Origin of the sequence: Streptomyces sp. HB132 (assembly GCF_016909575.1) — a bacterium.
In the GTDB taxonomy this organism is placed as follows: Bacteria; Actinomycetota; Actinomycetes; order Streptomycetales; family Streptomycetaceae; genus Streptomyces.
In genome coordinates, this window is the sequence record NZ_JAFBGA010000001.1 from 62320 (window position 1) to 84934 (window position 22615).

Genomic DNA, 22615 nt, shown 5'->3' on the forward strand with positions numbered 1-22615 from the left:
GAGCGGGGTGCGGCCCTTCGTGCCGTCCACATGCGCTCCGGCGCCGGAGCGCTCTACGCTGGACACATGTACGCCCGGCGTAGGCGCGCCTATTTCCTGATGATGGGCGGATGCCTCTTCCTCTTCGTCTCCGCCTGGGCCTTCGTGCGTCTCTGGTCGATTCCGGCGGCCGTCGCGATGTGCGTGGTCGCCATGGTCATACCGCCCGTTGCGGCGATCGTCGCCAACCGCCGGGGGCCTGAGGACCGTTGGTGGGACGACCCGCCGCAGGAGTCCCGGCGCCCCTCGGACTCCCCGCCCTCCCCGTCGTCGGACTCCCCGTCCTCCCCTGAATCCCGGCCACGCTCGCCACGGGAGGAACCCACGGGCGACCCGACGTCCGACGCGTGGTGGGACGAGCTGGACGGCAGGAAGCGCCGCAGGTAGGACGGCGGGCTTCCGAGGGTCAGTAGACGAGGGCCTGGGCGCCGTCCGCCATGGCCTCCTGCACGAAGACCTGGGCCCCTGCGATCCGTACGCCCTGCAGGACGTCCTTCTCCGTGATGTCCCGTCGCGCCGCGCACTGGGTGCAGAGGGTGACCCCGCCACCGGCCAGGATCGAATCGATCAGATCGGGCAGCGGCGCCGCGTGGGGCAGTTCGAACTCGGCGGCGCGCCCCGGCAGCGCGAACCAGGCGGACTCGCCGGTCAGCCAGAGGGAGACCTCCACCCCGCTGGCGACGGCCACGGCCGCCACGGTGAAGGCCTGCGAGCAGCGTTCCGGAGCATCGGCCCCGGCGGTCACCTTGATCACTAGCTTCTTCGGCATGTGCCGAACTGTAATCCGCGGATGGGCAACCTCCCCTGTGACCTGTGGGTCAGTTGTGTGCGCAGGTAAGGGAATCTGCGCCTCAGGTCTCTTGGGGGGACCCTTTTGGAACCGAACGAACCCATTTCCGGCTCGCCGGATGATGAGCAGTCCTCCGCCCCGGGACGCCCGCGTCCACGGGGTCGTACGACCCTGTTGATCGCCGCCGCCGCACTGCTCGGGATCTCCGGCGGCACCGCGGTCGGCTACGGCATCCAGGCGGAGAGGCCGCCGACACCTCTGCCCGCCCTTTCGCAGACGGAGCTGGCGTACCCCGCGAAGGCGCTTCCCGAGGGCGAGGCCCCTGCCCCGCTGCCCGCCTCGCAGGACCGCCAGGTCCGGACCGACGGCGATCTGCGAGAACTGCTGATCGACCGCCCGGCGGGATGGAGCGAGAACGAGAAGGCCGAATGGCTGGACGACGGCTGGATGAGCGTCGGCGCCCTCGCTCATTGGTTCGAAAACGAAGGCGACACGTTCGAGTACTTCCTGGAGTCCGACGTGCGTCGCATCGCAGGGGCTGCCTGGAAGAAGGGCTCGGACCGTGAAGCTACGATCCAGCTCGTCCAGTTCGCCTCCGGGGTGGACAACGCGGCAGCCGAGTTCGCCGACGGTCAGCGCTGGTACGCGTCCGAGACGGAGGGGGGCGGCGGCAACGAGGGCGACCTGGTCAAGGGGAGCGGAGAGGGCCGCTACTACGTCTACGACGTGAACCGGCAGCAGCCCGGCCTCCCGCTCCTCTACCAGGCCAAGGCTGTCATGCACCGCGGCGACATCATGATCGACATCAATCTGTTCGACACCAGGCCGATCAGCAAGAAGGACATCCGGACGCTGGCCGAGCAACAGCTGGAGCGCCTGTGAACGACATCTCCCCTCCCGGGACCTCCGAGGCGGCCCCGCTTCCGGAGACGGCGGACGTCCCGGAGGCGTCCGGCTCTCAGGACGCCCCCGCGCGTCCCGGGCGCGTCCGGCGGAAACTGCTCACGGCCCTTCCCGCCGTGCTGGTGCTCGGCGCCGTCGGCGTCGCCGCCGGTTACACGCACGCCACGGTCGACGAGGCCGACCGCAGCGTGGAGACGACCGTGTGGAGGGTGTCCGCGCGTGAGCCGGGCAAGGACCCCGCGCGGGACACCAGTCGCGGCAAGGCGGACACCGCGCTCAGCAGGCTGATGCTGCCCGTGCCCGCCGGCTACCGGCTCGGCCCGGACGACGGTGAGCACGGCAACGACGGCGAGATGGACGGTAAGCGGGCCGTCGCCGCGATGAAGGAGGGCAACCGCGGGCTCGCGGGCAAGGAACGCCGGGATTACGACAAGCGGATCGACAAGCTGCGGGTGCAGGGTCTCGCCGTCCGTTCGTACACCACCCAGGAGAACGACCTGGAGGTGCACGCCCAGGTCATGCGGATGAAGGACACGAAGGCCGTGCGGAGCTTCTACACCTTCCGGACGGAGCTGTTCGACATCCTGGGGACCTTCCGGAAGGGCCCTGAGATCAAGGGCCACACTCGAAACGCGACCTGCTATCTGCAGCCCGAGGGCGACAGCGAGATCGAGGACATGGTGTGCGCGGCGTACGACGGGGAGCTGAGCATCAGCGTCTCGGCAACCGGCGTCAAGCCCGTCGACAAGGCGGCCGTCGCCGAGCTGCTGAAGGACCAGCTGGAGCACATCAAGTCCCCGGGGGAGTACGTATGACCGAGCAGACGGCCGAACCGGTCGACAAGGCCGCCCCCGAACCGGCGCCCGCAGCGGCCACCCTCCTCCCCCCGGTCCCGCCGCAGATCCCACCGGTCCCTGCACAGGCACCCGCACCCACCACGCCGAGGCCGCCGCGCCGCGTCCTGCGGGCGGCGCTCCGGTGGACGGCCGCCGTGCTGGTGCTCGGCGGGCTCGGCGCGGGGACGGCCGTGGGCATCGCGTCGATGGAGCGCACCGACGTCCCGGGACTCGGCACGCGCGACGACGGGCGCTGGGACTACCCGGAGCTGAGCCTCCCCGCCCTGCCCTCCGGTGCGCCCCGCCCGTTCAGCGACTTCAACACCGCCGAGGTCCACCACGCCGACCTGCGGCGCCTGCTGCTGCCCGCGCCCGCCGGTGCCACCGTGGACAAGAAGCTCGACGGCGGCTGGGTGGACATCGCGCGGTACGCCGCCGAGTACGACAAGGACGAGCGGGCCGCAATGACCCAGCGCCTGGGGGACTCCGCCCTGCGGCACATAGCGGCCCGCGGCTGGACCATGCCGGACGGCACGTCGTCCCGGATCTATCTGCTCCGGTTCAACTCCGTGGCGTACTCCACCGCGTTCCGTGACGAGCTCCTCGAGGACGCCTCCCGGCCGCTTCCGCTCGCCGGGGCGGCCGAGTCCTCCCTCGACGAGGACTGGAGTGTCGTGGACGGGCCCGAATTCACCACGGCGCGGTCCTTCGTCGAGAACGAGGACTACGGGTCCGAGCACGTCCGTCACGCCTATGTGCTGGCCGGGGACACGGTCGCCCTGGTCGTTCAGGCACGCAAGGGTGCGGACGGCACGGAGGCCGTTCCGTTCCACCAGACCGTCGTCCTGCAGAACCAGCTCCTGGGCTGACGCGACCGGCCCGGGAAACCCCGGGCCGCCGTGCCGGGCCCCCACCCATTAGGCTGGGGGCCCGGCCGCCTGCTGCCGTCATGTCGTTCGTTCCGAGGAGCTCCCGTGCTTGAGGCTTTCTTCTCCGCCCTGCTGGTGCTGGTCTGCGTCGGCGTGCTCGCCTTCGCCGCCGTGACCGTGAAGAAGCTGTACCAGGGCCAGCGCTGACCCTCGCCGAACACCTTCCGTACACCCTCACAGATCGTCTGAGCCGCTCATGATCGAGATTCCGTCCGACCTCCACCCGGACCTCGTACCGCTGGCCTTCCTCCTCGGCAACTGGGCGGGCGCCGGCGTCTCCGACTTCCCCGGCGCCGAGAAGTGCAACTTCGGCCAGGAGGTCACCTTCAGCCACGACGGCCGCGACTTCCTCGAATACGTCTCGCACTCCTGGGTGCTGGACGCCGAGGGCAACCAGGTCAAGCCGCTCGAGTCCGAGTCCGGCTACTGGCGCATCGACAAGGACCGCAAGGTCGAGATCGTCATGGTGCGTGACCAGGGCATCGTCGAGGTCTGGTACGGCGAGCTGGCGAAGCAGAAGCCGCAGATCGACATCGTCACGGACGCCGTGGCCCGCACCGCCGCCTCCGGTCCGTACAGCGGTGGCAAGCGCCTCTACGGCTATGTGCACAGCGACCTGATGTGGGTCGGCGAGAAGGCCACCCCCGACGTGGAGCTGCGGCCGTACATGTCGGCGCACCTGAAGAAGGTCGTCACCCCCGAAGAGGTCGCCGCCATGGCGAAGAGCCTCGGGGACATGCCGGACGACGGCATCGCGTTCTTCAAGTAGCCGGTCCGGGCCGCCGCCCGTCCTGCCTGAGCCCTTGGCAACCTTCCCGGTGCCAGGGGCTTTCGCGTGCCCGCGGTGGGGACGAACCCGGTGCCAGCCGGACGGGTGGGGGTTAACAGATATACGTGCACTGCAATGCGCTTGCATCGCCGGGCGGTGCTCGCTACGGTAGGAACACCGCTGCGGAGCCCGTTATCCGGTCTCCCCGGACAACGCGGAACCCCCAGTCGCATTGCGCGCGACTGGGGGTTCCGTAAGCCGTGCTTCGGGCGGCGTGTAAACAGAGGCGGACCCAAAGCGTTCGTCGCCCACCGTACCACGATGGGTGGCGACGCAGTCCAGAGGTGCGCGGCGACAATCCACGGCAGGGGCCGGGAAACAGGGGGGCATCATGGCGGACGCGTGGCCGGAATGGATGGGGCGGGCGTTCTCGGAGCCGAGGATGGAGCCGTACCGGGACGCCTGTGGCGGCGATGCCTCGCGGGCCCTTCGGCTGTACTGGTGGAACGTCGAGGCGTGTGCGGCGCTCTACGGACCGCTCCACTGCCTGGAGCTCGCTCTGCGTAACGCCCTGAACGTGGTGCTGACCGAGCACTACGGGAGGGCGGACTGGTGGGAGGCCGCGCCCCTCAACGCGCAGGGCATGAGGCTCGTGGCCAAGGCCCGCGCGAAGTGCGCCGGCCGCCGGGGCCGCGGACGGCGTCACGTGGGGACGGACAGCGTGGTGGCGGAACTCTCCTTCGGCTTCTGGGCCGCACTGCTCAGCGGCGGCTCCGGCTACGACCGTACGTTCTGGGTGCCGGTGGTCCACAAGGCGTTCCCCCACTACGGAGGGCGACGTGACACCCTGTACGACGAGCTGTGGTCCCTGGTGCTCCTGCGTAACCGGGTCATGCACCATGAGCCGGTGTACATGCGGCACCTCGCTGCGGACCACGCCAAGATCTACCGCCTCCTCGGGTACCTGAGCCCCGCTCTCGTCCCGGAGGCGCGGGCGATGGACCGGTTTCCCGCTGTGCTGCGCCACCGTGGGGCGACCTGTGACGGCAGCCGCCGTCCCCGGTTCTGAGCGACCGGTCCGACCGCACCCGACCGCTCCGGGTTCACCCCGGGGCCACACTGGAGGACTTCGTGGCGCCCACCACCGGACCCCTGGTCACGCGCGCGGACATCGCCCGCCGCACGGCGGTGCGCCGCCCGGCCGTCAGTAACTGGCAGCGCCGTTACGCCGACTTCCCCGAAGCGGTGTCACGGAGCGACGAGGACGTCGAGCTGTTTCCCGAAGCCGAGGTGCAGACCTGGCTGGACCGCCGGATGATCCCCGCCAACGCCCGCCGGGCGGGGGAGGGAGCCGGGGCGACCTACGGTGACCGCTTCCGGCGGAAGGACGCCACGGAGGGGTTCGTCGCCGCGGTCCGCGCGCTGGCGGGAGATCCGCGGCACTTCGGTGACCACATCCCGCACGATCACTACCTGCTGTTCCTGATGGCCCTCGTCCATGTGCGTCAACTGCGTCCGGAGGTGTGGCGCGGCTGTGCGGACCGGCCGGGGGACGTGGTCGGCGCGGTGCGGCACGTCCTGTGGGAAGACGGCGCGTACCGCCTGGCGGACCTCCTCGGCCGGTCGCTCGACAGGTGCCCGCCACACCTGGTCGGGGAACTCGTGGCCGCTCTCGGCACCGCGGCACCGACCGGTGCCTCCGCGCCGGAGGCCGAGGCCGGCGCGGAGGCGTTCGACCTGCTGCTGGCCGCTTACGGCGACGTGGCCGGCGGAACTGCCGGTGAGCTGCCGACCCCCCCGTCGGTGGCCCGCGCGGTGGCCGGGATGCTGATGGCCGGACCGCCCTTCGACGACGGCCCGCCCGTGCGCCTGCACGACCCCTACTGCCGGGCCGGGGAGATGCTGGCCGCTTCGGTCGACGCCGTGCGAGCCTCCGCCCCCGTACCCCCGTCTCTGTCCGTCAGCGGTGCCGGGACGCAGGCCGTGCCGTGCGAGCTGGCGGGCATGAATCTGGCGCAGCGGCACCAGCCGGCCGACCTGCGCACGGAGCGGGGCGCGGACACGGGGAGCCGGTTCGACCGTGTCCTGACGAACCCCCCGTTCAACGCCCGGCTCACCAGGGGCTCCGGGCACGTCGCCCCGCACTGGAGCTACGGGGAACCGCCGGCCCACAACGCCAACTACGACTGGCTCCAGTCCGTGGTCCACAGCCTCTCCGAGCGGGGCCGGGCCTGTGTGGTGATGCCCACCAACGCGGCTTCCTCCGCGCACTCCGGTGAACGGAGGATCAGGCGGGGCATGATCGAGGACGGCGCGGTCGAGGCCCTGGTCGCCCTGCCGCCGCAGCTCTTCCCCGCCACCGCCGTCGCCGTGAGCGTGTGGATCCTGAAGCGTCCGACCGGCAGCTGCCGGGACGTCTTCTTCCTCGACGCGACGGGCCTGGGATCCATGGCGTCCCGCACCCGCCGTGTGCTCGCGACCGAGGACACCGACCTGCTGGTCCGGATCACCGGGTCCCGGGAGGAGCGGAAGGGTCTCAGCCGCGTCGTCGGCATCGACGAGATCCGGGCGCACGGACACTCGCTGAGCGCGACCGCCTACCTGACCACCCTGGCCACCGAGCCGTCCCGGGAGGCGACCGGCGGCCAGGTGCGGGCGCTGGCCGGACGCCTGGCGGAGCTCGGCGACCGTGCACGCGACGTCGACCGGCACATCGAGGCCCTGTTCAAGGAGTACGGACTGTGACCACGGACATCGAGGAGGGCCTGCCTCAGGGCTGGAGGGTCGTCCCCCTGTCGCAGTTGTGCGAGCTGCGGTCCGCCGGGGCCCCGGTGAACGTACTGAAGGAGGTGGAGCCGGGCGCGGTGCCGTTGGTGAGGCCCGCCGATCTGCGGGAGCGCCGGATCGTCCACTCAGGCACCGCCTTCGTCGGCGCCGAGCAGGCCGAGGGGCTGACCCGCGGACGCGTCCGCGCGGGGGACGTCCTCGTCACGCGCACCGGCACGGTGGGGCGCGTCGCCCTGGTCACCGATGCGGAGACCGGGTGGTTCCACAACACCCACGTGCTCTGTCTGCGGCCGGCCGACACGGCGTCCGCACCCTACCTGGCGGGCTTCCTGGCCGGACCCGGAGCCGCGGCCTGGATGAACGGCCACGCTGCCGGAAGTGCCATCCGCTCGATCACCGTCGGCACGCTGGCCGGTCTGCCGGTCGTGCTCCCCCCGCCCGGTGAGCAGCGGCGGATCGGCGCCGTGCTCGGCGCTCTGGACGAGAAGATCCGTGTGCACGAGGAGATCGCGCGTACGACGGGACTGCTGCGCGAGTCCCTCGCCGGTCTGCTGATGGGCGGGAACCCGTCCGTGCCCCCGAAGTGAGCTCGACTCCGCCCTACACTGGGCCTGTGGTGAGCACCGACTGGAAGACCGATCTTCGGCAGCGCGGCTACCGGCTGACGCCGCAGCGTCAGCTTGTCCTGGAAGCCGTCGACACCCTGGAGCACGCGACACCCGACGACATCCTCTGCGAGGTGCGCAGGACGGCGTCGGGCGTGAACATCTCCACCGTCTACCGGACCCTGGAGCTTCTGGAGGAGCTCGGGCTGGTCAGCCACGCCCACCTCGGGCACGGCGCCCCGACGTACCACCTGGCCGACCGCCACCACCACATCCACCTCGTCTGCCGGGACTGCACGAACGTCATCGAGGCCGACGTCGACGTGGTCGCCGACTTCACCGCGAAGCTGCGGGGTGCCTTCGGCTTCGAGACCGACATGAAGCACTTCGCGATCTTCGGGCGCTGCGCCGACTGCACGGCGAAGGCGGCAGAGGCCGGGCCGGCGGAAGGACCCGGGAGCGCGCGGTAGACACGGGCGCCCGGGTCGTACGCTGGTCGCATGAAGAGCCCACTGCTGTCCCTGCCCGGCGCCGTCCCCGCCGAGGGGCGCGACGAAGGCGTCGCCGCGCACTACGGCGACCTGTTCCGTGAGCAACGCGCACTCGCCGACGGCAGCGGTCTCGTCGACCTCTCGCACCGGTCGGTCGTCACGGTCACCGGTGACGACCGGCTGAGCTGGCTGCATCTGCTGCTCACCCAGCACGTCAGCGACCTCGCGCCGCACCAGGCGACGGAGGCGCTGATCCTCTCCGCCAACGGGCACATCGAGCACGCCCTCTATCTGGTCGACGACGGCACGACGGTGTGGATGCACGCCGAGCCGGAGACCAGGGGCGAGCTGATCGCGTACCTGGAGTCGATGAAGTTCTTCTACCGGGTCGAGGTCGCCGACCGTACGGAGGACTTCGCCGTCGTGCACCTTCCGGCCGGTTCCATCGCCGAGGTCCCGGACGGTGCGGCCGTGCGGGAGACGGCGCACGGCCGTGACCTCTTCCTGCCCCGGGCCGACCTGGAGGAGTATGCCGCCGAGCACGGACCCGTGGCCGGGATCCTGGCGTACGAGGCGCTGCGCGTGGAGGCGCACCGCCCGCGGCTCGGCTTCGAGACCGACCACCGCACCATCCCGCACGAGCTGGGCTGGATCGGTACCGCCGTGCACCTGCAGAAGGGCTGCTACCGGGGCCAGGAGACGGTGGCCCGTGTCCACAACCTGGGGAAGCCGCCGCGTCGCCTCGTCTTCCTGCACCTCGACGGCAGCGAGGTCCATCTACCCGGCCACGGGACGCCGGTCCGGCTCGCGGCCGACGGTGAGGAGGGCCGCCAGCTCGGCTTCGTCACCACCTCGGCCCGCCACCACGAACTGGGACCGATCGCCCTGGCACTGGTGAAGCGGAACGTAGCGGTGGACGCGGAGCTGATCGTGGGGGACACCGCGGCGGCGCAGGAGACGGTCGTCGAGCCGTAGGGGGAGCCGCGCGTGGTGCACCCCGCCACCACACCTCCCCGCCGCTGCACCTCGACAGGGGTGCGCCCCGCCGCTACACCTCGACCAGCACGGTGAACGGGCCGTGGTTCGTGAGCGAGACCCGCATCTCCGCCCCGAACCGGCCCGTCTCCACCTGCGCGCCGAGGGCGCGCAGTCGTGCCACCACCTCGTCGACCAGCGGCTCGGCGATCTCGCCGGGCGCGGCGGCGTTCCAGGTGGGCCTGCGTCCCTTCCTGGCGTCCCCGTAGAGCGTGAATTGCGAGATGACGAGAAGGGGCGCGTTCACGTCCGAGCAGGACTTCTCGCCCTCCAGGATCCGCAGGGTCCACAGCTTGCGGGCGAGCTGCGCCGCCTTCTCCGCGGTGTCGCCGTGAGTGACCCCCACCAGCACACACAGGCCCTCGCCCACGATCTCGCCGACCGTCCCGGTCCCCGACGGATCGTCCGCCGCGCCCGCGACGGTGACGCTCGCACCGTCCACTCTCTGTATCACTGCACGCATACAGACCAACCTATCTTGGGCCGAACGGGTACAGAGCACCTGCATGAACACCGTGCGTAGTGGCACCATGCACGATGTCGGTGTGCCGACGCACCGGTCGAGGGGACGGAACAACATGACGACACGTGGAACCGGGCCATCACCCGGTGCCGTACCAGTGACACGGGCGGCCGCCGGCCGGCGGTCCCCGGTGCAGCGGACCGGTGAAGCCCCCGGCCAGCCGGCCGCGCCCCCCGCGCAGGTGCCGGGATCGGTTTCCGTGCCCGGGCAGACCGCGGGCGGTGCGGTCGAAGGGCTGGCCTCCGTGCGTCCCCAGCCGGAGTTCGGCGGGCTGCGGCTGCCGGACCTGCGCACGCTGCGCCGTGACGCCCAGCGCGACGAGGCGGACCTCAGCTACGTACGCCGTCTGGTCCAGGGCCGCATCGACATCCTCCGGGCCGAGCTCGCCCGCCGGGCGGGCCCCGAGTCGCCCGTGGTGGACCGGCTCTCGGAGATCCTCGCCGACACCCCGTCCGTCCACCGCTCCTCGGTCCGGCACGTCACCCTCACGACGCCGCGCAGCGACGAGTACCGGCAGCTGGCGGCGGACACGCTGGCGGAGGTCGAGCTGTCCGACCTCGGTGCCCGGACGGACGAGGAACTGCTCACCGCCATGGGGCGGCTCGTCCGCTACGAGCGGCAGGTGTCCCGGCGCCGTCACCGGCTCCAGCGGACCGTCGACGATTGCAGCGCGGAGATCGCCCGCAGGTACCGTGACGGGGAAGCACAAGTAGAGGACCTGCTCGCCTGAAGCGACCCTTCCGGGGGCGGGTCACGCCCGCCCCCGGAAGGCCGCCCACCCCATGACCTCCTCCATAGCCCCGTCCTCGTCCTCGCCCTCCGTGCATCCGGTCCTGGCCGAGGTCGTGCGGTCCGGTTTCACCGAGGGCAGCCACCGGGGGTCGCTGGTCGTCCTCGCCGCCGACGGGAGCGTGGAGCTCGCGCTCGGCGATCCGGCGGCCCCGGTCTTCCCCCGTTCGTCGAACAAGCCGATGCAGGCCGCCGCGATCCTGCGGGCCGGTCTCGACCTCTCGGGGGAGCGGCTGGCACTGGCCGCCGCGAGCCATTCGGGGGAGCCCTTCCACCTCGACCTGGTGCGCACGATGCTCGCCGAGCACGGGCTCGACGCCGATGACCTGCAGACGCCGCCCGATCTTCCGCTGGACCCGGTCGAGGCCGAGGCGTACCTCGCCGCCGGGGGTGTGCGGGAGCCGATCACCATGAACTGCTCCGGCAAGCACACGGCGATGCTGGCCGTCTGCCTGCGCAACGGATGGGACACGGCGACCTATCTCGATCCGTCCCATCCGCTGCAGCGCCTGGTCGGCGAGGTCGTCGCGGAGGCGGCGGGCGAACCCGTCGCGGCGATCGGCACCGACGGCTGCGGCGCCCCGCTGATGGCGATCGGGCTGGTGGGGCTGGCCCGCGCGTTCCGGGCGTTCGTGCTGGCGGAGCCGGGCACGGCGGAGCGCCGGGTCGCGGACGCGATGCGGGCGCACCCGGAGTACGTCGCCGGCACGCGGCGGCCGGACACCTGGCTGATGCGGGAGGTGCCGGGCGCGCTCTCCAAGATGGGCGCGGAGGCGGTCCAGGCGGTGGCGCTGCCGGACGGACGGGCGCTGGCCTTCAAGATCGACGACGGTTCCACCCGCGCCCTGGGACCGGTCCTGGCCCGTTCCCTCGAGCTGCTGGGTGTCGACGCCCCGGTGGTGTCCCGCATCGGGCGGGCGCCGCTGCTGGGCGGTGCCGTGGAGGTGGGCGGGATCCGGGCGGCGTTCTGAGCGACGCCGGGGCTGCGGAAATGCGGGCGACATTCCGAACTCGCTGCGCCTAGCGTGGGCGGCATGAGCCTTGATCCACGCATCGTCTCCGCAGCCGAATTCCCCGACTGGCTGCGCGCCGTGGGGACCGGTTTCGTCAGGGCGTCGGCCGGGGTGCCCGGTGAGGAGGAGGTCGCGTTGCGCCTGGCCCATACCGATCTCGACCGTGTCCAGGGCGTGTTCGACGCCGGGCGCTGTGTGGCGACGTTCCGGTCCTTCGCGCAGGAGCTGACCGTCGTCGGCGGGGCGAGGGTGCCGGCCGACGCCGTCACCGCCGTGACCGTGACCCCCACGCACCGCCGCCGGGGGCTGCTCAACCGGATGATGGCCGCGGACCTGGCGTCGGCGAAGGAGCGCGGCGACGTCTTCGCCTCGCTGATCGCGGCGGAGTACCCGATCTACGGGCGGTACGGCTTCGGTCCGGCCGCGTGGATCACCGAGTGGGAGATCGACGTTCCCCGGGCGGGCCTGGATCCGCGCGCGCCGGTCCCGTCCGAGGCGGACGGCGGCCGGATCGAGCTGGTGGACGGAGCCGACGTGCGCAAGCTGGGCCCCGAACTCCACGGCCGCGTCGCCGCCCGGCAGCACGGCGTGGTCTCCCGCGACGAGCGCTGGTGGCAGCGCAACACCGGCGTGGACGTCCCGGAACACGAGACGTGGAGCGAGCCGTTCTACGCGGTGTACCGGTCGCCCGACGGGGAGGTGGACGGCCTGGTCGTCTACCGTGCCGACGACCACTGGGGCGACCGGAAGCAGCCGCTCGAGACGGCGAAGGTGAGCAGCCTGATCGCGGCGACCCCGGCGGCGGAACGGTCCCTGTGGCGGTTCGTGTGCTCCATCGACTGGATCACCACGGTCCGTACCGGCTACCGGGCCCCCGACGACCTGCTCCCGCTCCTCCTCCCGGACCCGCGCGCCGCCCGCGTCGTGACCCAGGCGGACCGGTTGTGGCTGCGCGTCCTTGACGTCCCAGCGGCACTGGAGGCGCGTACGTACACGACCGGCAGCGCCCTGGTCCTGGACGTCCATGACGCCGCGGGCCTTGCGGGCGGCCGGTTCCTGCTGGAGGTCTCACCGTCCGGCGCGTCCTGCGTCCCCACGGCACGGAACGCCGACCTCACGCTGGACGTGGCGGAGCTGGGCGCGCTCTGCCTGGGCGACGAGTCGCCGGTGCGGCTTGCCGCACTGGGCCGGCTCGACGAACACCGCGCGGGCGCGGCAGCCGAGGCGGACGTGGTGTTCCGGGCGCCACGGCGTGCGTGGTGCCCGGACGTGTTCTGACGGGCAGGCTCCTGCGGGGCGGTGCTCCTCAGGGGCGTCACCGACTCCACCCACGTCAGGGCCGCGGTGCGTTCCTGACCCGCCTGGAGCGGCACGCGCTTCCCCGGGTGGTGCGACGGGCCCGGCCGGCGCCGGCCGCCGCGCAGGAGATGCCGGGGATGCCGGCCGCCCCCACGCTCCGGCAGGTCGCGGGTGCCTACGCGCAATGGTTCAGGAGGCGTCCGGGGATCACCGCGTCCGCACCCTGAACAGCACCCTCGACAGGGCCAGGGCGACCACCAGGATCCCGGCCGCCCAGGCGAGCGCGGTCCAGGGCGCGTCGCCCACCGGCTGGTCCAGCAGGAGACCCCGGAGCGATTCGATGGCCGGAGTGACCGGCTGGTGGTCGGCGAAGCCGTGGAGCCAGCCCGGCATGCTGTCGACCGGGACGAAGGCACTGCTCGGGTAGGGCAGGAACGACATGAAGAAGGTGAACCCGCCGGCGGCTTCGGGGGTACGGGCGAGCAGGCCGATCGCGGCGGAGATCCAGGACAGGGCCACGATGTAGGCGAGCAGTACGGCGGTGACGGCCAGCCAGCCCGCAGGGGTGGCGGCGGGGCGGAAGCCGATGAGCAGGGCGACGGCGAACACCAGCGTGGTCGAGACCAGGTTGCGTACCGTGCTCGCCACGACATGGCCGGCCAGGATCGGCATCCCGCCGATGTCCAGGGAGCGGAAGCGGTCGATGATTCCGCCCTTCATGTCCTCGCTCACCGCCACCGCGGTGGTGGCCGAGCCGAAGCCGGCGCAGAGGAACAGGACGCCGGGGACGACGTACATGACGTACGAGTCGTATGCCGTGCCCGTGTCGATCGCGCCGCCGAAGAAGTAGACGAAGATCAGCATCAGCATGATCGGCAGCATCATCGACGTGATGACGGCGTCGACGTTGCGACGGCTGATGAGCAGGCTGCGGCCGGTCATGACCGTGGCGTGGGTCAGGGCTCCGGGTGCGTCAGACATGGGCCGGTGCCTCCGTCCTGTCGGCGGTGAGGGCGAGGAAGACGTCGTCGAGGGTCGCGCTGTGCACGGAGAAGCGGTCGATGTCGGTGCGGTGCGGGTCGATCTCGTCGAGCAGGGTGCGGGCGTGGGTCGCGGACCCGTCCGTGGGGATGCCCACGGTGAGGGTCTCGGGGGAGTGGTGGACGGCGCGGGTGGCCAGCCGGAGGTAGGCCTCGCGGCTGCTGAGGACGAGGTCGAGACGGTGTCCGGCGACCCGTGATTTCAGGGTCTCCGGGGTGCCTTCGGCGACGGCGCGGCCCTTGTCGAGGACGGTGATCCGGTCGGCCAGCTGATCGGCCTCCTCCAGGTACTGGGTGGTGAGCAGGACGGCGGCGCCCCGGCCCGCGAGGTCGCGGACCACCTGCCAGAGCTCGCGGCGGCTGCGCGGGTCGAGGCCGGTGGTGGGCTCGTCGAGGAAGAAGACGCCGGGCTCGGGCGAGCCGACCAGCCCTGCGGCGAGGTCCAGGCGGCGTCGCATCCCGCCGGAGTACGTACGGGCCTGGCGGCGGGCCGCTTCGGTGAGGCCGAAGCGGACGAGTAGTTCCTCGGCGCGCCGACGGGCCTGGCCGCGGGTCAGGCCGGAGAGGCGCGCCATCATCCGCAGGTTCTCCTCGCCGGTCAGGGTCTCGTCGACGGCGGCGAACTGCCCGGTCAGGCTGATGGCTCGGCGTACCAGGCGTCGGTCGGCGACGACGTCGTACCCGGCGACACGTGCCGTGCCGGAGTCGGCGGTGGCGAGGGTCGCGAGGATCCGCACGGTGGTGGTCTTGCCCGCGCCGTTGGGGCCGAGCAGTGCGTGGATCCCGGCGCGGGCGACCCGGAGGCCGACGCCGTCGAGGACCCGGACCCGGGTGCCTGGCCTTCCGTAGGACTTGGTCAGGCCGTGCGCCTCGATCATGACGTCGTTCATGGCCGTACTCATGACGATCCCCCTTCTGCGTATGTCGTACGCGTTACTGCGTAAGCATTACGCAAACCTAGGATGGTGGCAAGCCAGTACCGGGAAAGGCGGCTTCGGGTGACGGAGAACAGCAGTGCGTCGTCGGGCGGTACCGGCCTGCCGGCCAGCATCGAGGCCGCGTGGGGACTGCGCGAACGTCCGGTCAAGGGCCCCAAGCCCGGCCTGACGCTGGACCGCATCGTGGCCGCGGCGGTGTCGGTGGCCGCGGCGGAGGGCCTTCCGGCCGTTTCGATGGGCAGGGTCGCCAAGGAACTCGGCGCCTCCACGATGTCGCTCTACCGCTACGTCTCCGCCAAGGAGGAGCTGTACGTCCTCATGCAGGAGGCGGCGATGGGCGCCCCCGAGCCCCTGGCCGCGCTGGAGGAGGGGGCGGGCTGGCGGGAGGGGCTGCGTCAGTGGGCGTGGGCCCAGCGCCGGATGTTCCGGCGCAACCTGTGGTCCCTGCGCATCCCGATCGCGGGGCCGCCGGTCAGTCCGCACTCGGTCGCCTGGTGGGAACAGGGCCTGCAGGTGCTGGAGGGCAGTGGGCTGCGCGAGGGGGACAAGATCTCCGTCATCCTCCTCGTCTCAGGATTCGTACGGAACGAGGCCCTGCTCATGAGTGATATCGCCGCCGCCGTCGCGGCGAAGGGCGCCTCGGCCGAGGAGGTGATGGCGCAGTGGGAGCGGACGGTGCAACGGCTCATCGACCCCGTCCGCCATCCGGCGCTGTCGAGGCTCCTGTCCTCCGGTGCCATGGGTGAGCCGGACGAACCCGACTACGACTTCGTGTTCGGTCTCGAGCGGGTGCTTGACGGCGTCGAGGTGCTCATCGAGAGGGGCGTGGACCAGTGAGCACAGGGGATCTGGGACCGCGCGAGCGCATGAGCGGCATGTCGCCGAGCCGCTTCCGGCGCGGTGGCGCCGGCCGGACCCGTCTGCGTGTCGGCAAGTTCGCTGGTCACCGCCCGGACGAGGAGACCCCGCGGTCAGCCGGGCCGGGGTAGCCCAGCCCGGACGAGGGCGTGCGCGAACGGCTCTCCGGTGCGCTGGGCGTGCGCCATCCGCTCCTTCACCTCGCGCAGCGTGCGCGGCCGGTAGCCCGGGCCCCCGCCGCAGCAGTTCTTGTGGAAGCGGACGCCGGCGTGCAGCAGCACCGACAGCGCACGCCACGCCGCGGTGTCCCGGCGGCGTGGCGCCGCGAAGGCCGACCCGACGTGGATCAGCGCCCCTGTGCAGCGGGGACAGGCGCGGTCCGCCCTCTCCCTGCCGTAGGGCTGCTTGTACGAGGCGCGGCACGGCAGGCAGACGTACGAGGTCCTGGGCTCCGGCATGCGGCAAGGGTAGGCCGCGGGCCCGGGCTGTTCGATCGGGTTTCACGCGGCACCGCCCCGGGCGTCCGCGCCACGGACGCCCGACCTGGCGTGGCGGTCCGGGACGTCCGCACCGCGGGCGTTCCTGCGGATACGACGTCCGTCGTCGCGCCGCCGTCACGCGTTCCGGTCGGCTTCGCGCGCCGCGTGTTCGAGCCGGCTCCGATGACCCTCCCAGTAGGCCGCGTCGCCCGGCGGCAGGCTGCCGTTGTCCTCACGCATTCCCGCGGCGCCGTCGATGAGTTCCCGGAGGATGTCGGCGTGCCCGGCGTGCCGGTGCGTGTCGGTGATCACGCGAACCACGGCGTGATGCAGCGTCACCTCGGCCTGGTGGGAGGGCCACCACGGCACCGTGCCGACCGTGTCGAGGGGCAGCGCCTCGATCGTGGCGTCCGCGTGCGCCCAGGCCCGGCGGTAGAGCCCCACGACCTGCTCACGCGACTCGTCGGCGGTGGCCCACATGTCGGCATTGGCGTCGGCCTCGTCATCGATCCACGGCAGCGGCTCGCCGGACGGCCGTGCGAAGGTGTCGCCGAGATAGCCCAGTTCCACACCGGCCACGTGCTTGACCAGGCCCAGGAGGTTCGTGCCGGTCGGGGTCAGCGGGCGCCGTGCGTCGTACTCCGAGAGCCCTTCGAGCTTCCACAGCAGGGCGTCGCGAGCCGACTGCAGATAGAGGCGGAGATCGGCCTTGGCATCGGGGGCGGTCATGGGACCAGTCTGCCCGTGGACTCCGAGCGCGGGAGCGCCGGTGGGGCGGCTCGTGCGAACCCGTTCGCTTCACGCCGCGCCCCGGCGGGAAACCGGGAGCGGTCAGCCGTTGTCCATTCCAGAAGATCTGGATCGAGGAGCGGTCTTTGACCTCGGCCTTGTCAGTTCGGGTGGATCTCAGCCCGTAGGGCGTCGTACGTCGAGAACGGTGTACGGATCAGTCATGCGCGTGCCGTTGCTGTGCTCGATCGTCGTTGTCCGTGGTGCTGCGATGTGGAAAGCCCCGAACCCGCCCTCACCGCTTCGGATCTGCACGTGGTGATGTGCTGTGCGATGTGCACCTTTACCTGTACGCCGTGCTGAGCTGCACTGTTGATGGGGAGTCGAACCCCCGCGTTGCTCTTCACGCGCCAGGAGTGGGCTGGAAAACCGCCGGCCCTCGGTGTGTGCACGCCTCCGAAGCTGCTACCTGCTCCACATCGTCTCCGCCCGCTGGACCACTCAGTCCAGCAGATCCACCTCCCAGTTGGTGCGCTGGATCCGCACGTCGATCTCGCGGTTCTCCCGCGCGAGCACATCTGCCTGACCGCGCAGTTCCGCGACCGGAAGCGCGGAAAGCATCATCAGCTCGGACCGGAGTTGCCGGCCGTACCCCCGCTCGCTGCTACCCGCCGCCGCGTCCGCCGCCGCGGTGACGACGGAGTGGCGCAACCGCAGGACATCCCGGCGGGCGAGGGCATCGGTGAGCGTGCCGTCGGGATCCATCTCCACGGTGGCGTTGGTCCGGTTGATCCGCCGGATCAACGTTTCCAGAGCGCTCAGCACCTCACCGGCGTCAGCCAGCAACTGGGCGGCATCCTCGGCGGGTGTCTCCCCTTCCTGGTACCGCGCACTGCTGACGACGCGCGCTCGCAACTGCTCTACGCGGCGCGTCGCCTCCGCACGTTCTGCCAGTGCCTCAGCAAGTTTCACCGTCTCTACCTCCCCCTCCGTGGACTCGTACAAGTATACGAATGCGAACCAGCTCACATGCACCTGGTTTTGACCCCAGGAGTCCTGGCCGGCCACTGGGGCGAGAGCGGACAGCCGCTCGGAGCGCTGCGAACGCGGGGGGACGGACGGCCGTCGTGCACGGGCCCAGTTCACCGGGCGGGTGGCGCGGAACACTTTTGCAAGCAGCCGCTTGCAAAAGTTAGCAAGGGTGGTGCACCATCGAGCCATGGCATCACTCAACGTCGGCAATCTCGGCGAGTACCTGCGTGAGCAGCGGCGTACCGCGCAGCTCTCCCTGCGGCAGCTCGCCGACGCCGCCGGGGTGTCCAATCCGTATCTCAGCCAGATCGAACGCGGTCTGCGCAAGCCGAGCGCCGAGGTGCTGCAGCAGGTCGCCAAGGCCCTGCGGATCTCGGCCGAGACGCTTTATGTGCGGGCCGGAATCCTCGATGAGCGGGAGCGGGAGGAGCTGGAGACGCGAGCGGTCATATTGGCCGATCCGTCGATCAACGAGCGCCAGAAGAGCGTGCTCCTGCAGATCTACGACTCCTTCCGCCGGGAGAACGGTTTCGAGGTCGCGCCCGACACCGGCAGCGAGTTCCACGGAGCCGCCGATGCGGAGAGCAGAATCGGTGCCGACGCGGAAAGCGGTGCCGGAGAAGCGAACGGCGCCGGTCCGGATGCCCGCGGCCCCCGCACGGCCGGCGGCAGTGATGCAGACCCACAAGCGAACTGACTTCTGATGATCCGGGAGGACCACAGTCATGGCCATCACCGATGACCTGCGCAAGACCCTCACCGACCCCACCCCCCTCTACTTCGCGGCCGGCACGGCGGACCTCGCCGTGGAGCAGGCGCGCAAGGTCCCGGGCCTGATCGAGCAGCTGCGGGCCGAGGCGCCCGAGCGGATCGAGGCCGTGCGCAACACCGACCCGAAGGCCGTACAGGAGCGGGTCACCACGCAGGCCAAGGAGGCCCAGGCCACCGTGCAGGCGAAGGTGACCGAGGTCTTCGGGACGCTGGACACCGACCTGAAGAAGTGGGGCGAGACGGCCCAGGACCTGGCGCTGCGGAGCGTGGGTGTCGCCGCCGAGTACGCGGTCCGGGCCCGGGAGACGTACGAGAAGGTCGCCGAGCGCGGCGAGCAGAGCGTACGGACCTGGCGCGGCGAGACGGCCGAGGAGATCGTCGAGATCGCCGCCGTCGTGGAGGCGGAGCCGAAGTCCGTGCCGAAGCAGAAGTCCGATGCGGCGGCGAAGCCCGTGACTCCCGCCAGGCCCGCGGGCTCGGTGAAGCCGGCTACCGGCGCGAAGCCGGTCGCCCCCGCCGCCAAGAAGCCCACGCCGAAGGCGGCCGAGTCCAAGGCCGCGCCCGGCGCGACGGCGAAGAAGTCGGCGCCCGTGCGCAAGCCGGTGGCGAAGAAGACGACCCCGCCGTCCGCGAAGTAGACGCAAGCGGTTCCGGGACCGCGGAAGCGGTCCGGGATTGCGGGGGAGCGACCCGGGCACCTTTGGGGGTGCCCGGGTCGTTGTCCCGGTACCTTTGCCGCGAGGCGCTCATCCACTGACTAGGCGGTGCTCACCGTGTTGCTCGAAGCATTCGGCTCGTTCCTCCAGCTGCTGTACCTGGCCATGCTCGTCCTGGCCGTGGTCGCGCTGATCTTCGCCGTGACGGCGCGCGAGGACGCCTACCGGGCCGCGGACAAGCAGAAGAAGTCCTTCTGGCTGATCATCCTCGGGGTCACCGTCTTCGTGAACCTCGTCATTCCGATCCTGTTCCTGCAGATCGCGGGCGTGATCGCGTCCATCGTCTTCATGGTGGACGTGAGGCCGGCGATCAAGGCCGTATCGGGCGGCAGCGGCGGCCGTCGCGGAGGTTCCAGCAGCGACGGACCGTACGGCCCCTACAACGGCGGGCGCTGAGCCCCCGCCGACGAGGCGGCATTGGGGCGGGAACGCGATGCGTTCCTGCCCCTGCGGTGTATCCGGGCCTCGTCGCGCTCCAGCAGCAGTACGGCCACGTCGTCGGTCAGCTCGCCGCCGTTCAGCTCCTGCACCTGCGTGACCGCGGCCTCCAGCAGGGCCTCGCCGCCGAGACCCTGGTCCAGCCGCCCGTTGATCATCGAGACCATGCCGTCCTGTCCCAGTCGCCGGGTCCCGTCGGGTCCGACACGACCCTCGATCAGACCGTCGGTGTACATCATCAGGCTCCAGGAACCACCCAGCTCGACCTGTCGGCGCGGCCACCGGGCGTGCGGCAGCAGGCCGAGGGCGGGCCCGCCGTCCTCGTACGGGAGCAGGTGCGCGGCCCGTCCATGGCGGGCGATCAGCGGCGCGGGATGGCCCGCGATGCACAGGCCCGCGCGGCGTCCGTCGGGGGCGATGTCGACGGTGCAGAGCGTCGCGAAGATCTCCTCGCTCTGCCGCTCGTGCTCGAGGACCTGCTGCAGCGTGGACAGCAGGGCGTCGCCGCAGAGCCCGGCCAGGGTGAGCGCCCGCCAGGCGATCCGCAGCTCGACGCCGAGCGCAGCCTCGTCCGGGCCGTGCCCGCACACGTCGCCGATCATCGCGTGGACCGTGCCGTCGGGCGTGCGCACCGTGTCGTAGAAGTCCCCGCCGAGCAGGGCGCGGCTACGGCCCGGCCGGTAGTGGGCCGCGAAGGCGAGGTCGGAGCCGTCGAGGAGCGGGGTGGGCAGCAGCCCGCGTTCCAGCCGTGCGTTCTCCTGGGCACGCAGCCGCGACTCGGTCAGCTGGTGCTGGGCGGTGTCGGCGCGCTTGCGCTCCACGGCGTACCGGATGGCGCGACTGAGGAGGCGCCCGTCCAGCTCGCCGCGGAAGAGGTAGTCCTGGGCTCCGACGCGTACGGCCTCGGCGGCCCGCTCGGCGTCGTCCTCCGCAGTGAGGGCGAGTACCGCGTGGCGCGGCGCGATGCGCAGGACGTGCTTGAGGGTGGCGAGGTCGTCGGGGAGGGCCGCCTCGCCTTCGGGCCGGGCGCCGGCGGGCAGTGAGGCCGCCGCCAGGTCGAGGTCGAGCAGGATGCAGTCGACGTCGTCGGTGAGCAGCCGGCCGGCCTCGGTGAGGTTGCGGGCGGTGCGGACGCGGATCCGCGCTCCGGTGGTGGACGAAAGCTCGGGAACGGCGAAGGTGCCCGCAGGGTCGTCCTCGATCACCAGGAGGGTGAGGTCGGCGCCATGAGTGGTTTCCGCAGCGGGAACGGCACGTTGCTGCGGTACGGGTACGGGCATCGGTTTCGGGTTTCCTTCCCTCCCCCGAGGGCGCGGCGGGACGACGGACGACGAACCGCCGACGGGGACGATAGCGGTCTGCGGCAGGGGAACGGAATGGCGCCTGGCGATCATCCTCAGCCATTCGGGCGGCCATAAGCCGCGTCCCACCACGGATCCGGCGTGATCGACGCGCATGAAACGGACATGAGGTCATGACGAACATCACGCGCTCGCCACGCGTTGCGCACATGTGCCGCGCCGGTCTCCGGCACGGGGTGCGGCGCGCGTCACCTGCCGCTCTCCACGGGGCGTCACGCGCCGTCCTCGGCCGGGCGTCGTGTGCCGCTCTCCACAGGCCGTCACCCGCCGCACCGCGGAGGGCGTCACGTGCCGTCCGTCACGGCTACCGCCACGCTCCCGGTGCCTACTTGTCCGGACGGACCACGCCCAGGATCCGCATCGTTCCCGCGCCCGTCAGCGTGACGTGCCGGCCGGGCCGGGGGGCGTGCACGATCGAGCCGTCGCCGACGTACATCCCGACGTGGCTGGCGTCGCTGTGGTAGATGATCAGGTCGCCGGGGCGCATGTCCTGGAGGGGAATGCGGGGCAGCTGCCGCCACTGTTCCTGCGACGTCCGGGGAATCGGCTGCTTCGCCGCGGCCCAGGCCTGTGACGTCAGCCCCGAGCAGTCGTACGAACCGGGTCCCTCGGCTCCCCATACGTAGGGCTTGCCTATCTGGGCGGTCGCGAACGCCACCGCCCGCTTGCCGGCGGCGCTCGCCTCGCGGTTGATGTCCTTGAGCGCGCCGGAGGAGAGCCAGGCCGCCTGCGCCGTGGACGCGGCGTTCCGCTCCAGCTGGAGGAGCCTGGTGCGCTCCTCCTTGGCCAGCTGCGATTCGATCTTCTCCGCCGCCGCGATCTGGGCGTCGATGCTCTTCTTGGACTTGGCCTGCTTGACGCGGTTGGCCTCGATCTTCTCCCAGTTGAGGCTCGCGTCCTTGGTGTAGGTCTCCAAGTCCTCCTGGGCCTGCTCCAGTTCCTTCAGCATGCCCTTGGTGGCCTGCTGCCCCTGCCTGGCCTGGTTGACGCCGTCCATGAAGAGGTCCGGGCTGCCGCTCAGCATGAGCTGGGCGCCCGGGGGGAGCCCGCCGGTGCGGTACTGCTCGCGGGCCTGCGCGCCGGCCTGGTCCTTCAGCTCGGCGATCTTCGCCTCGCCGTCGGCGATCGCCTTGGTCAGCCGGACGATCTCGCCGGACTGCTTCTCGGCCTGCTCCTCGGCGAGGTTGTACGCGTCCGTGGCGGCCCCGGCCTTGCGGTAGAGGGTGTCGATCTCCTCGCGGACCTCCTCGAGGCTCTTCCCGCCGGCGGCGGGCGCGGTGGCGGCCGGGCCGGGCTCGGGCACCGGGGCGGCCATGGCCTGGACCGGCGCTGTCAGCAGGGCCATTGCGCAGACCAGGGTGATCGCGGCAGCGGCACAGTGGCGTCGGTTCACAAGCTCCCCCTCCGGGCGAATGGCAACGAAAGCCGTATCGCACACATCTGAC

At 71.4% G+C, this 22615-nt stretch carries 26 protein-coding genes; 17 read left to right on the top strand and 9 right to left on the bottom strand.

Features of this window, described 5'->3' with window-relative positions; all coding sequences use genetic code 11:
• The first annotated feature begins 66 nt into the window (after positions 1 to 66).
• A complete protein-coding gene (locus JOC24_RS00325) occupies positions 67 to 426 on the top strand; it encodes a DUF3099 domain-containing protein (protein ID WP_205018046.1) in 360 nt (119 codons plus the stop codon).
• Positions 427 to 445: 19 nt separating this feature from the next.
• Here JOC24_RS00325 and JOC24_RS00330 read toward each other — a convergent pair whose 3' ends face one another.
• Positions 446 to 808 (bottom strand): DsrE family protein, encoded by a 363-nt coding sequence (locus tag JOC24_RS00330; protein ID WP_205018047.1) that lies wholly within the window; start codon positions 806 to 808, stop codon positions 446 to 448.
• Between the two features lie 195 nt (positions 809 to 1003).
• Here JOC24_RS00330 and JOC24_RS00335 point away from each other — a divergent pair, with 195 nt between their 5' ends.
• The 9 genes from JOC24_RS00335 to JOC24_RS00375 all read left to right on the top strand — a co-directional run bounded on the left by JOC24_RS00335 (position 1004) and on the right by JOC24_RS00375 (position 9124).
• The gene (locus tag JOC24_RS00335; protein WP_307792607.1) at positions 1004 to 1711 is read left to right on the top strand and encodes a hypothetical protein; all 708 of its coding nucleotides are present in this window, start codon (positions 1004 to 1006) and stop codon (positions 1709 to 1711) included.
• Positions 1708 to 2547 (top strand): hypothetical protein, encoded by an 840-nt coding sequence (locus JOC24_RS00340; RefSeq protein WP_205018049.1) that lies wholly within the window; start codon positions 1708 to 1710, stop codon positions 2545 to 2547. Before JOC24_RS00335 ends, JOC24_RS00340 begins: the two co-directional genes overlap by 4 nt.
• Complete coding sequence (locus JOC24_RS00345; protein WP_205018050.1) at positions 2544 to 3437, top strand: hypothetical protein; 894 nt, start codon at positions 2544 to 2546, stop codon at positions 3435 to 3437. The genes JOC24_RS00340 and JOC24_RS00345 overlap by 4 nt, the downstream gene beginning before the upstream one ends.
• A 256-nt stretch (positions 3438 to 3693) precedes the next feature.
• Positions 3694 to 4266: a heme-binding beta-barrel domain-containing protein gene (locus JOC24_RS00350; RefSeq protein WP_205018051.1), complete on the top strand. Its 573-nt coding sequence runs from the start codon at positions 3694 to 3696 to the stop codon at positions 4264 to 4266.
• Between the two features lie 391 nt (positions 4267 to 4657).
• Complete coding sequence (locus JOC24_RS00355; protein WP_205018052.1) at positions 4658 to 5335, top strand: hypothetical protein; 678 nt, start codon at positions 4658 to 4660, stop codon at positions 5333 to 5335.
• 62 nt (positions 5336 to 5397) lie between these two features.
• On the top strand, positions 5398 to 7011 hold the full coding sequence (locus JOC24_RS00360) for an N-6 DNA methylase (RefSeq protein ID WP_205018053.1): 1614 nt from the start codon (positions 5398 to 5400) through the stop codon (positions 7009 to 7011).
• The gene (locus JOC24_RS00365; protein WP_205018054.1) at positions 7008 to 7640 is read left to right on the top strand and encodes a restriction endonuclease subunit S; all 633 of its coding nucleotides are present in this window, start codon (positions 7008 to 7010) and stop codon (positions 7638 to 7640) included. Before JOC24_RS00360 ends, JOC24_RS00365 begins: the two co-directional genes overlap by 4 nt.
• Before the next feature lie 26 nt (positions 7641 to 7666).
• Complete coding sequence (locus JOC24_RS00370) at positions 7667 to 8128, top strand: Fur family transcriptional regulator (RefSeq protein WP_205018055.1); 462 nt, start codon at positions 7667 to 7669, stop codon at positions 8126 to 8128.
• 30 nt (positions 8129 to 8158) lie between these two features.
• Positions 8159 to 9124, top strand: a complete 966-nt coding sequence (locus tag JOC24_RS00375) for a CAF17-like 4Fe-4S cluster assembly/insertion protein YgfZ (RefSeq protein WP_205018056.1) — start codon at positions 8159 to 8161, stop codon at positions 9122 to 9124.
• Positions 9125 to 9197: 73 nt separating this feature from the next.
• On the opposite strand, the gene dtd is transcribed toward JOC24_RS00375, so the two are convergent.
• Positions 9198 to 9647 carry a D-aminoacyl-tRNA deacylase gene (gene dtd, locus JOC24_RS00380; RefSeq protein WP_205018057.1) on the bottom strand — a complete coding sequence of 150 codons (450 nt, stop codon included), beginning with the start codon at positions 9645 to 9647 and terminating at the stop codon, positions 9198 to 9200.
• A gap of 115 nt (positions 9648 to 9762) precedes the next feature.
• Here dtd and JOC24_RS00385 point away from each other — a divergent pair, with 115 nt between their 5' ends.
• The 3 genes from JOC24_RS00385 (at position 9763) to JOC24_RS00395 (ending at position 12787) form a co-directional block, all read left to right on the top strand.
• Positions 9763 to 10437, top strand: a complete 675-nt coding sequence (locus JOC24_RS00385) for an RsiG family protein (RefSeq protein ID WP_205018058.1) — start codon at positions 9763 to 9765, stop codon at positions 10435 to 10437.
• Between the two features lie 52 nt (positions 10438 to 10489).
• A complete protein-coding gene (locus JOC24_RS00390; RefSeq protein ID WP_205018059.1) occupies positions 10490 to 11467 on the top strand; it encodes an asparaginase in 978 nt (325 codons plus the stop codon).
• A 63-nt stretch (positions 11468 to 11530) separates the two neighbouring features.
• On the top strand, positions 11531 to 12787 hold the full coding sequence (locus tag JOC24_RS00395; RefSeq protein ID WP_205018060.1) for a GNAT family N-acetyltransferase: 1257 nt from the start codon (positions 11531 to 11533) through the stop codon (positions 12785 to 12787).
• A 228-nt stretch (positions 12788 to 13015) separates the two neighbouring features.
• Here the strand turns inward: JOC24_RS00395 and JOC24_RS00400 are convergent, their stop codons facing one another.
• Positions 13016 to 13789 carry an ABC transporter permease gene (locus tag JOC24_RS00400; protein WP_205018061.1) on the bottom strand — a complete coding sequence of 258 codons (774 nt, stop codon included), beginning with the start codon at positions 13787 to 13789 and terminating at the stop codon, positions 13016 to 13018.
• Positions 13782 to 14750 carry an ATP-binding cassette domain-containing protein gene (locus JOC24_RS00405; RefSeq protein ID WP_205018062.1) on the bottom strand — a complete coding sequence of 323 codons (969 nt, stop codon included), beginning with the start codon at positions 14748 to 14750 and terminating at the stop codon, positions 13782 to 13784. Before JOC24_RS00405 ends, JOC24_RS00400 begins: the two co-directional genes overlap by 8 nt.
• A 96-nt stretch (positions 14751 to 14846) precedes the next feature.
• Here JOC24_RS00405 and JOC24_RS00410 point away from each other — a divergent pair, with 96 nt between their 5' ends.
• Positions 14847 to 15623 (top strand): TetR/AcrR family transcriptional regulator, encoded by a 777-nt coding sequence (locus JOC24_RS00410; RefSeq protein ID WP_205018063.1) that lies wholly within the window; start codon positions 14847 to 14849, stop codon positions 15621 to 15623.
• Positions 15624 to 15757: 134 nt separating this feature from the next.
• Here JOC24_RS00410 and JOC24_RS00415 read toward each other — a convergent pair whose 3' ends face one another.
• The 3 genes from JOC24_RS00415 to JOC24_RS00425 form a co-directional block, all read right to left on the bottom strand.
• The gene (locus JOC24_RS00415; protein ID WP_205018064.1) at positions 15758 to 16102 is read right to left on the bottom strand and encodes a deoxyxylulose-5-phosphate synthase; all 345 of its coding nucleotides are present in this window, start codon (positions 16100 to 16102) and stop codon (positions 15758 to 15760) included.
• Positions 16103 to 16258: 156 nt separating this feature from the next.
• The gene (locus tag JOC24_RS00420; protein ID WP_205018065.1) at positions 16259 to 16852 is read right to left on the bottom strand and encodes a DinB family protein; all 594 of its coding nucleotides are present in this window, start codon (positions 16850 to 16852) and stop codon (positions 16259 to 16261) included.
• A 501-nt stretch (positions 16853 to 17353) separates the two neighbouring features.
• The gene (locus tag JOC24_RS00425) at positions 17354 to 17824 is read right to left on the bottom strand and encodes a DIP1984 family protein (protein ID WP_205018066.1); all 471 of its coding nucleotides are present in this window, start codon (positions 17822 to 17824) and stop codon (positions 17354 to 17356) included.
• Positions 17825 to 18071: 247 nt separating this feature from the next.
• Here JOC24_RS00425 and JOC24_RS00430 point away from each other — a divergent pair, with 247 nt between their 5' ends.
• The 3 genes from JOC24_RS00430 (at position 18072) to JOC24_RS00440 (ending at position 19767) form a co-directional block, all read left to right on the top strand.
• Positions 18072 to 18581, top strand: a complete 510-nt coding sequence (locus tag JOC24_RS00430; RefSeq protein WP_205018067.1) for a helix-turn-helix domain-containing protein — start codon at positions 18072 to 18074, stop codon at positions 18579 to 18581.
• A gap of 28 nt (positions 18582 to 18609) precedes the next feature.
• A complete protein-coding gene (locus tag JOC24_RS00435; protein WP_205018068.1) occupies positions 18610 to 19293 on the top strand; it encodes a hypothetical protein in 684 nt (227 codons plus the stop codon).
• A 135-nt stretch (positions 19294 to 19428) separates the two neighbouring features.
• The gene (locus JOC24_RS00440) at positions 19429 to 19767 is read left to right on the top strand and encodes a DUF2516 family protein (RefSeq protein ID WP_205018069.1); all 339 of its coding nucleotides are present in this window, start codon (positions 19429 to 19431) and stop codon (positions 19765 to 19767) included.
• Here the strand turns inward: JOC24_RS00440 and JOC24_RS00445 are convergent.
• Positions 19749 to 21089, bottom strand: coding sequence for a PP2C family protein-serine/threonine phosphatase (locus JOC24_RS00445; protein WP_205018070.1), 1341 nt, complete (start codon positions 21087 to 21089; stop codon positions 19749 to 19751). The two genes, JOC24_RS00440 and JOC24_RS00445, sit on opposite strands and share 19 nt — an antisense overlap.
• Before the next feature lie 406 nt (positions 21090 to 21495).
• Positions 21496 to 22563, bottom strand: coding sequence for a C40 family peptidase (locus tag JOC24_RS00450; RefSeq protein ID WP_205018071.1), 1068 nt, complete (start codon positions 22561 to 22563; stop codon positions 21496 to 21498).
• Between the last annotated feature and the right edge of the window lie 52 nt (positions 22564 to 22615).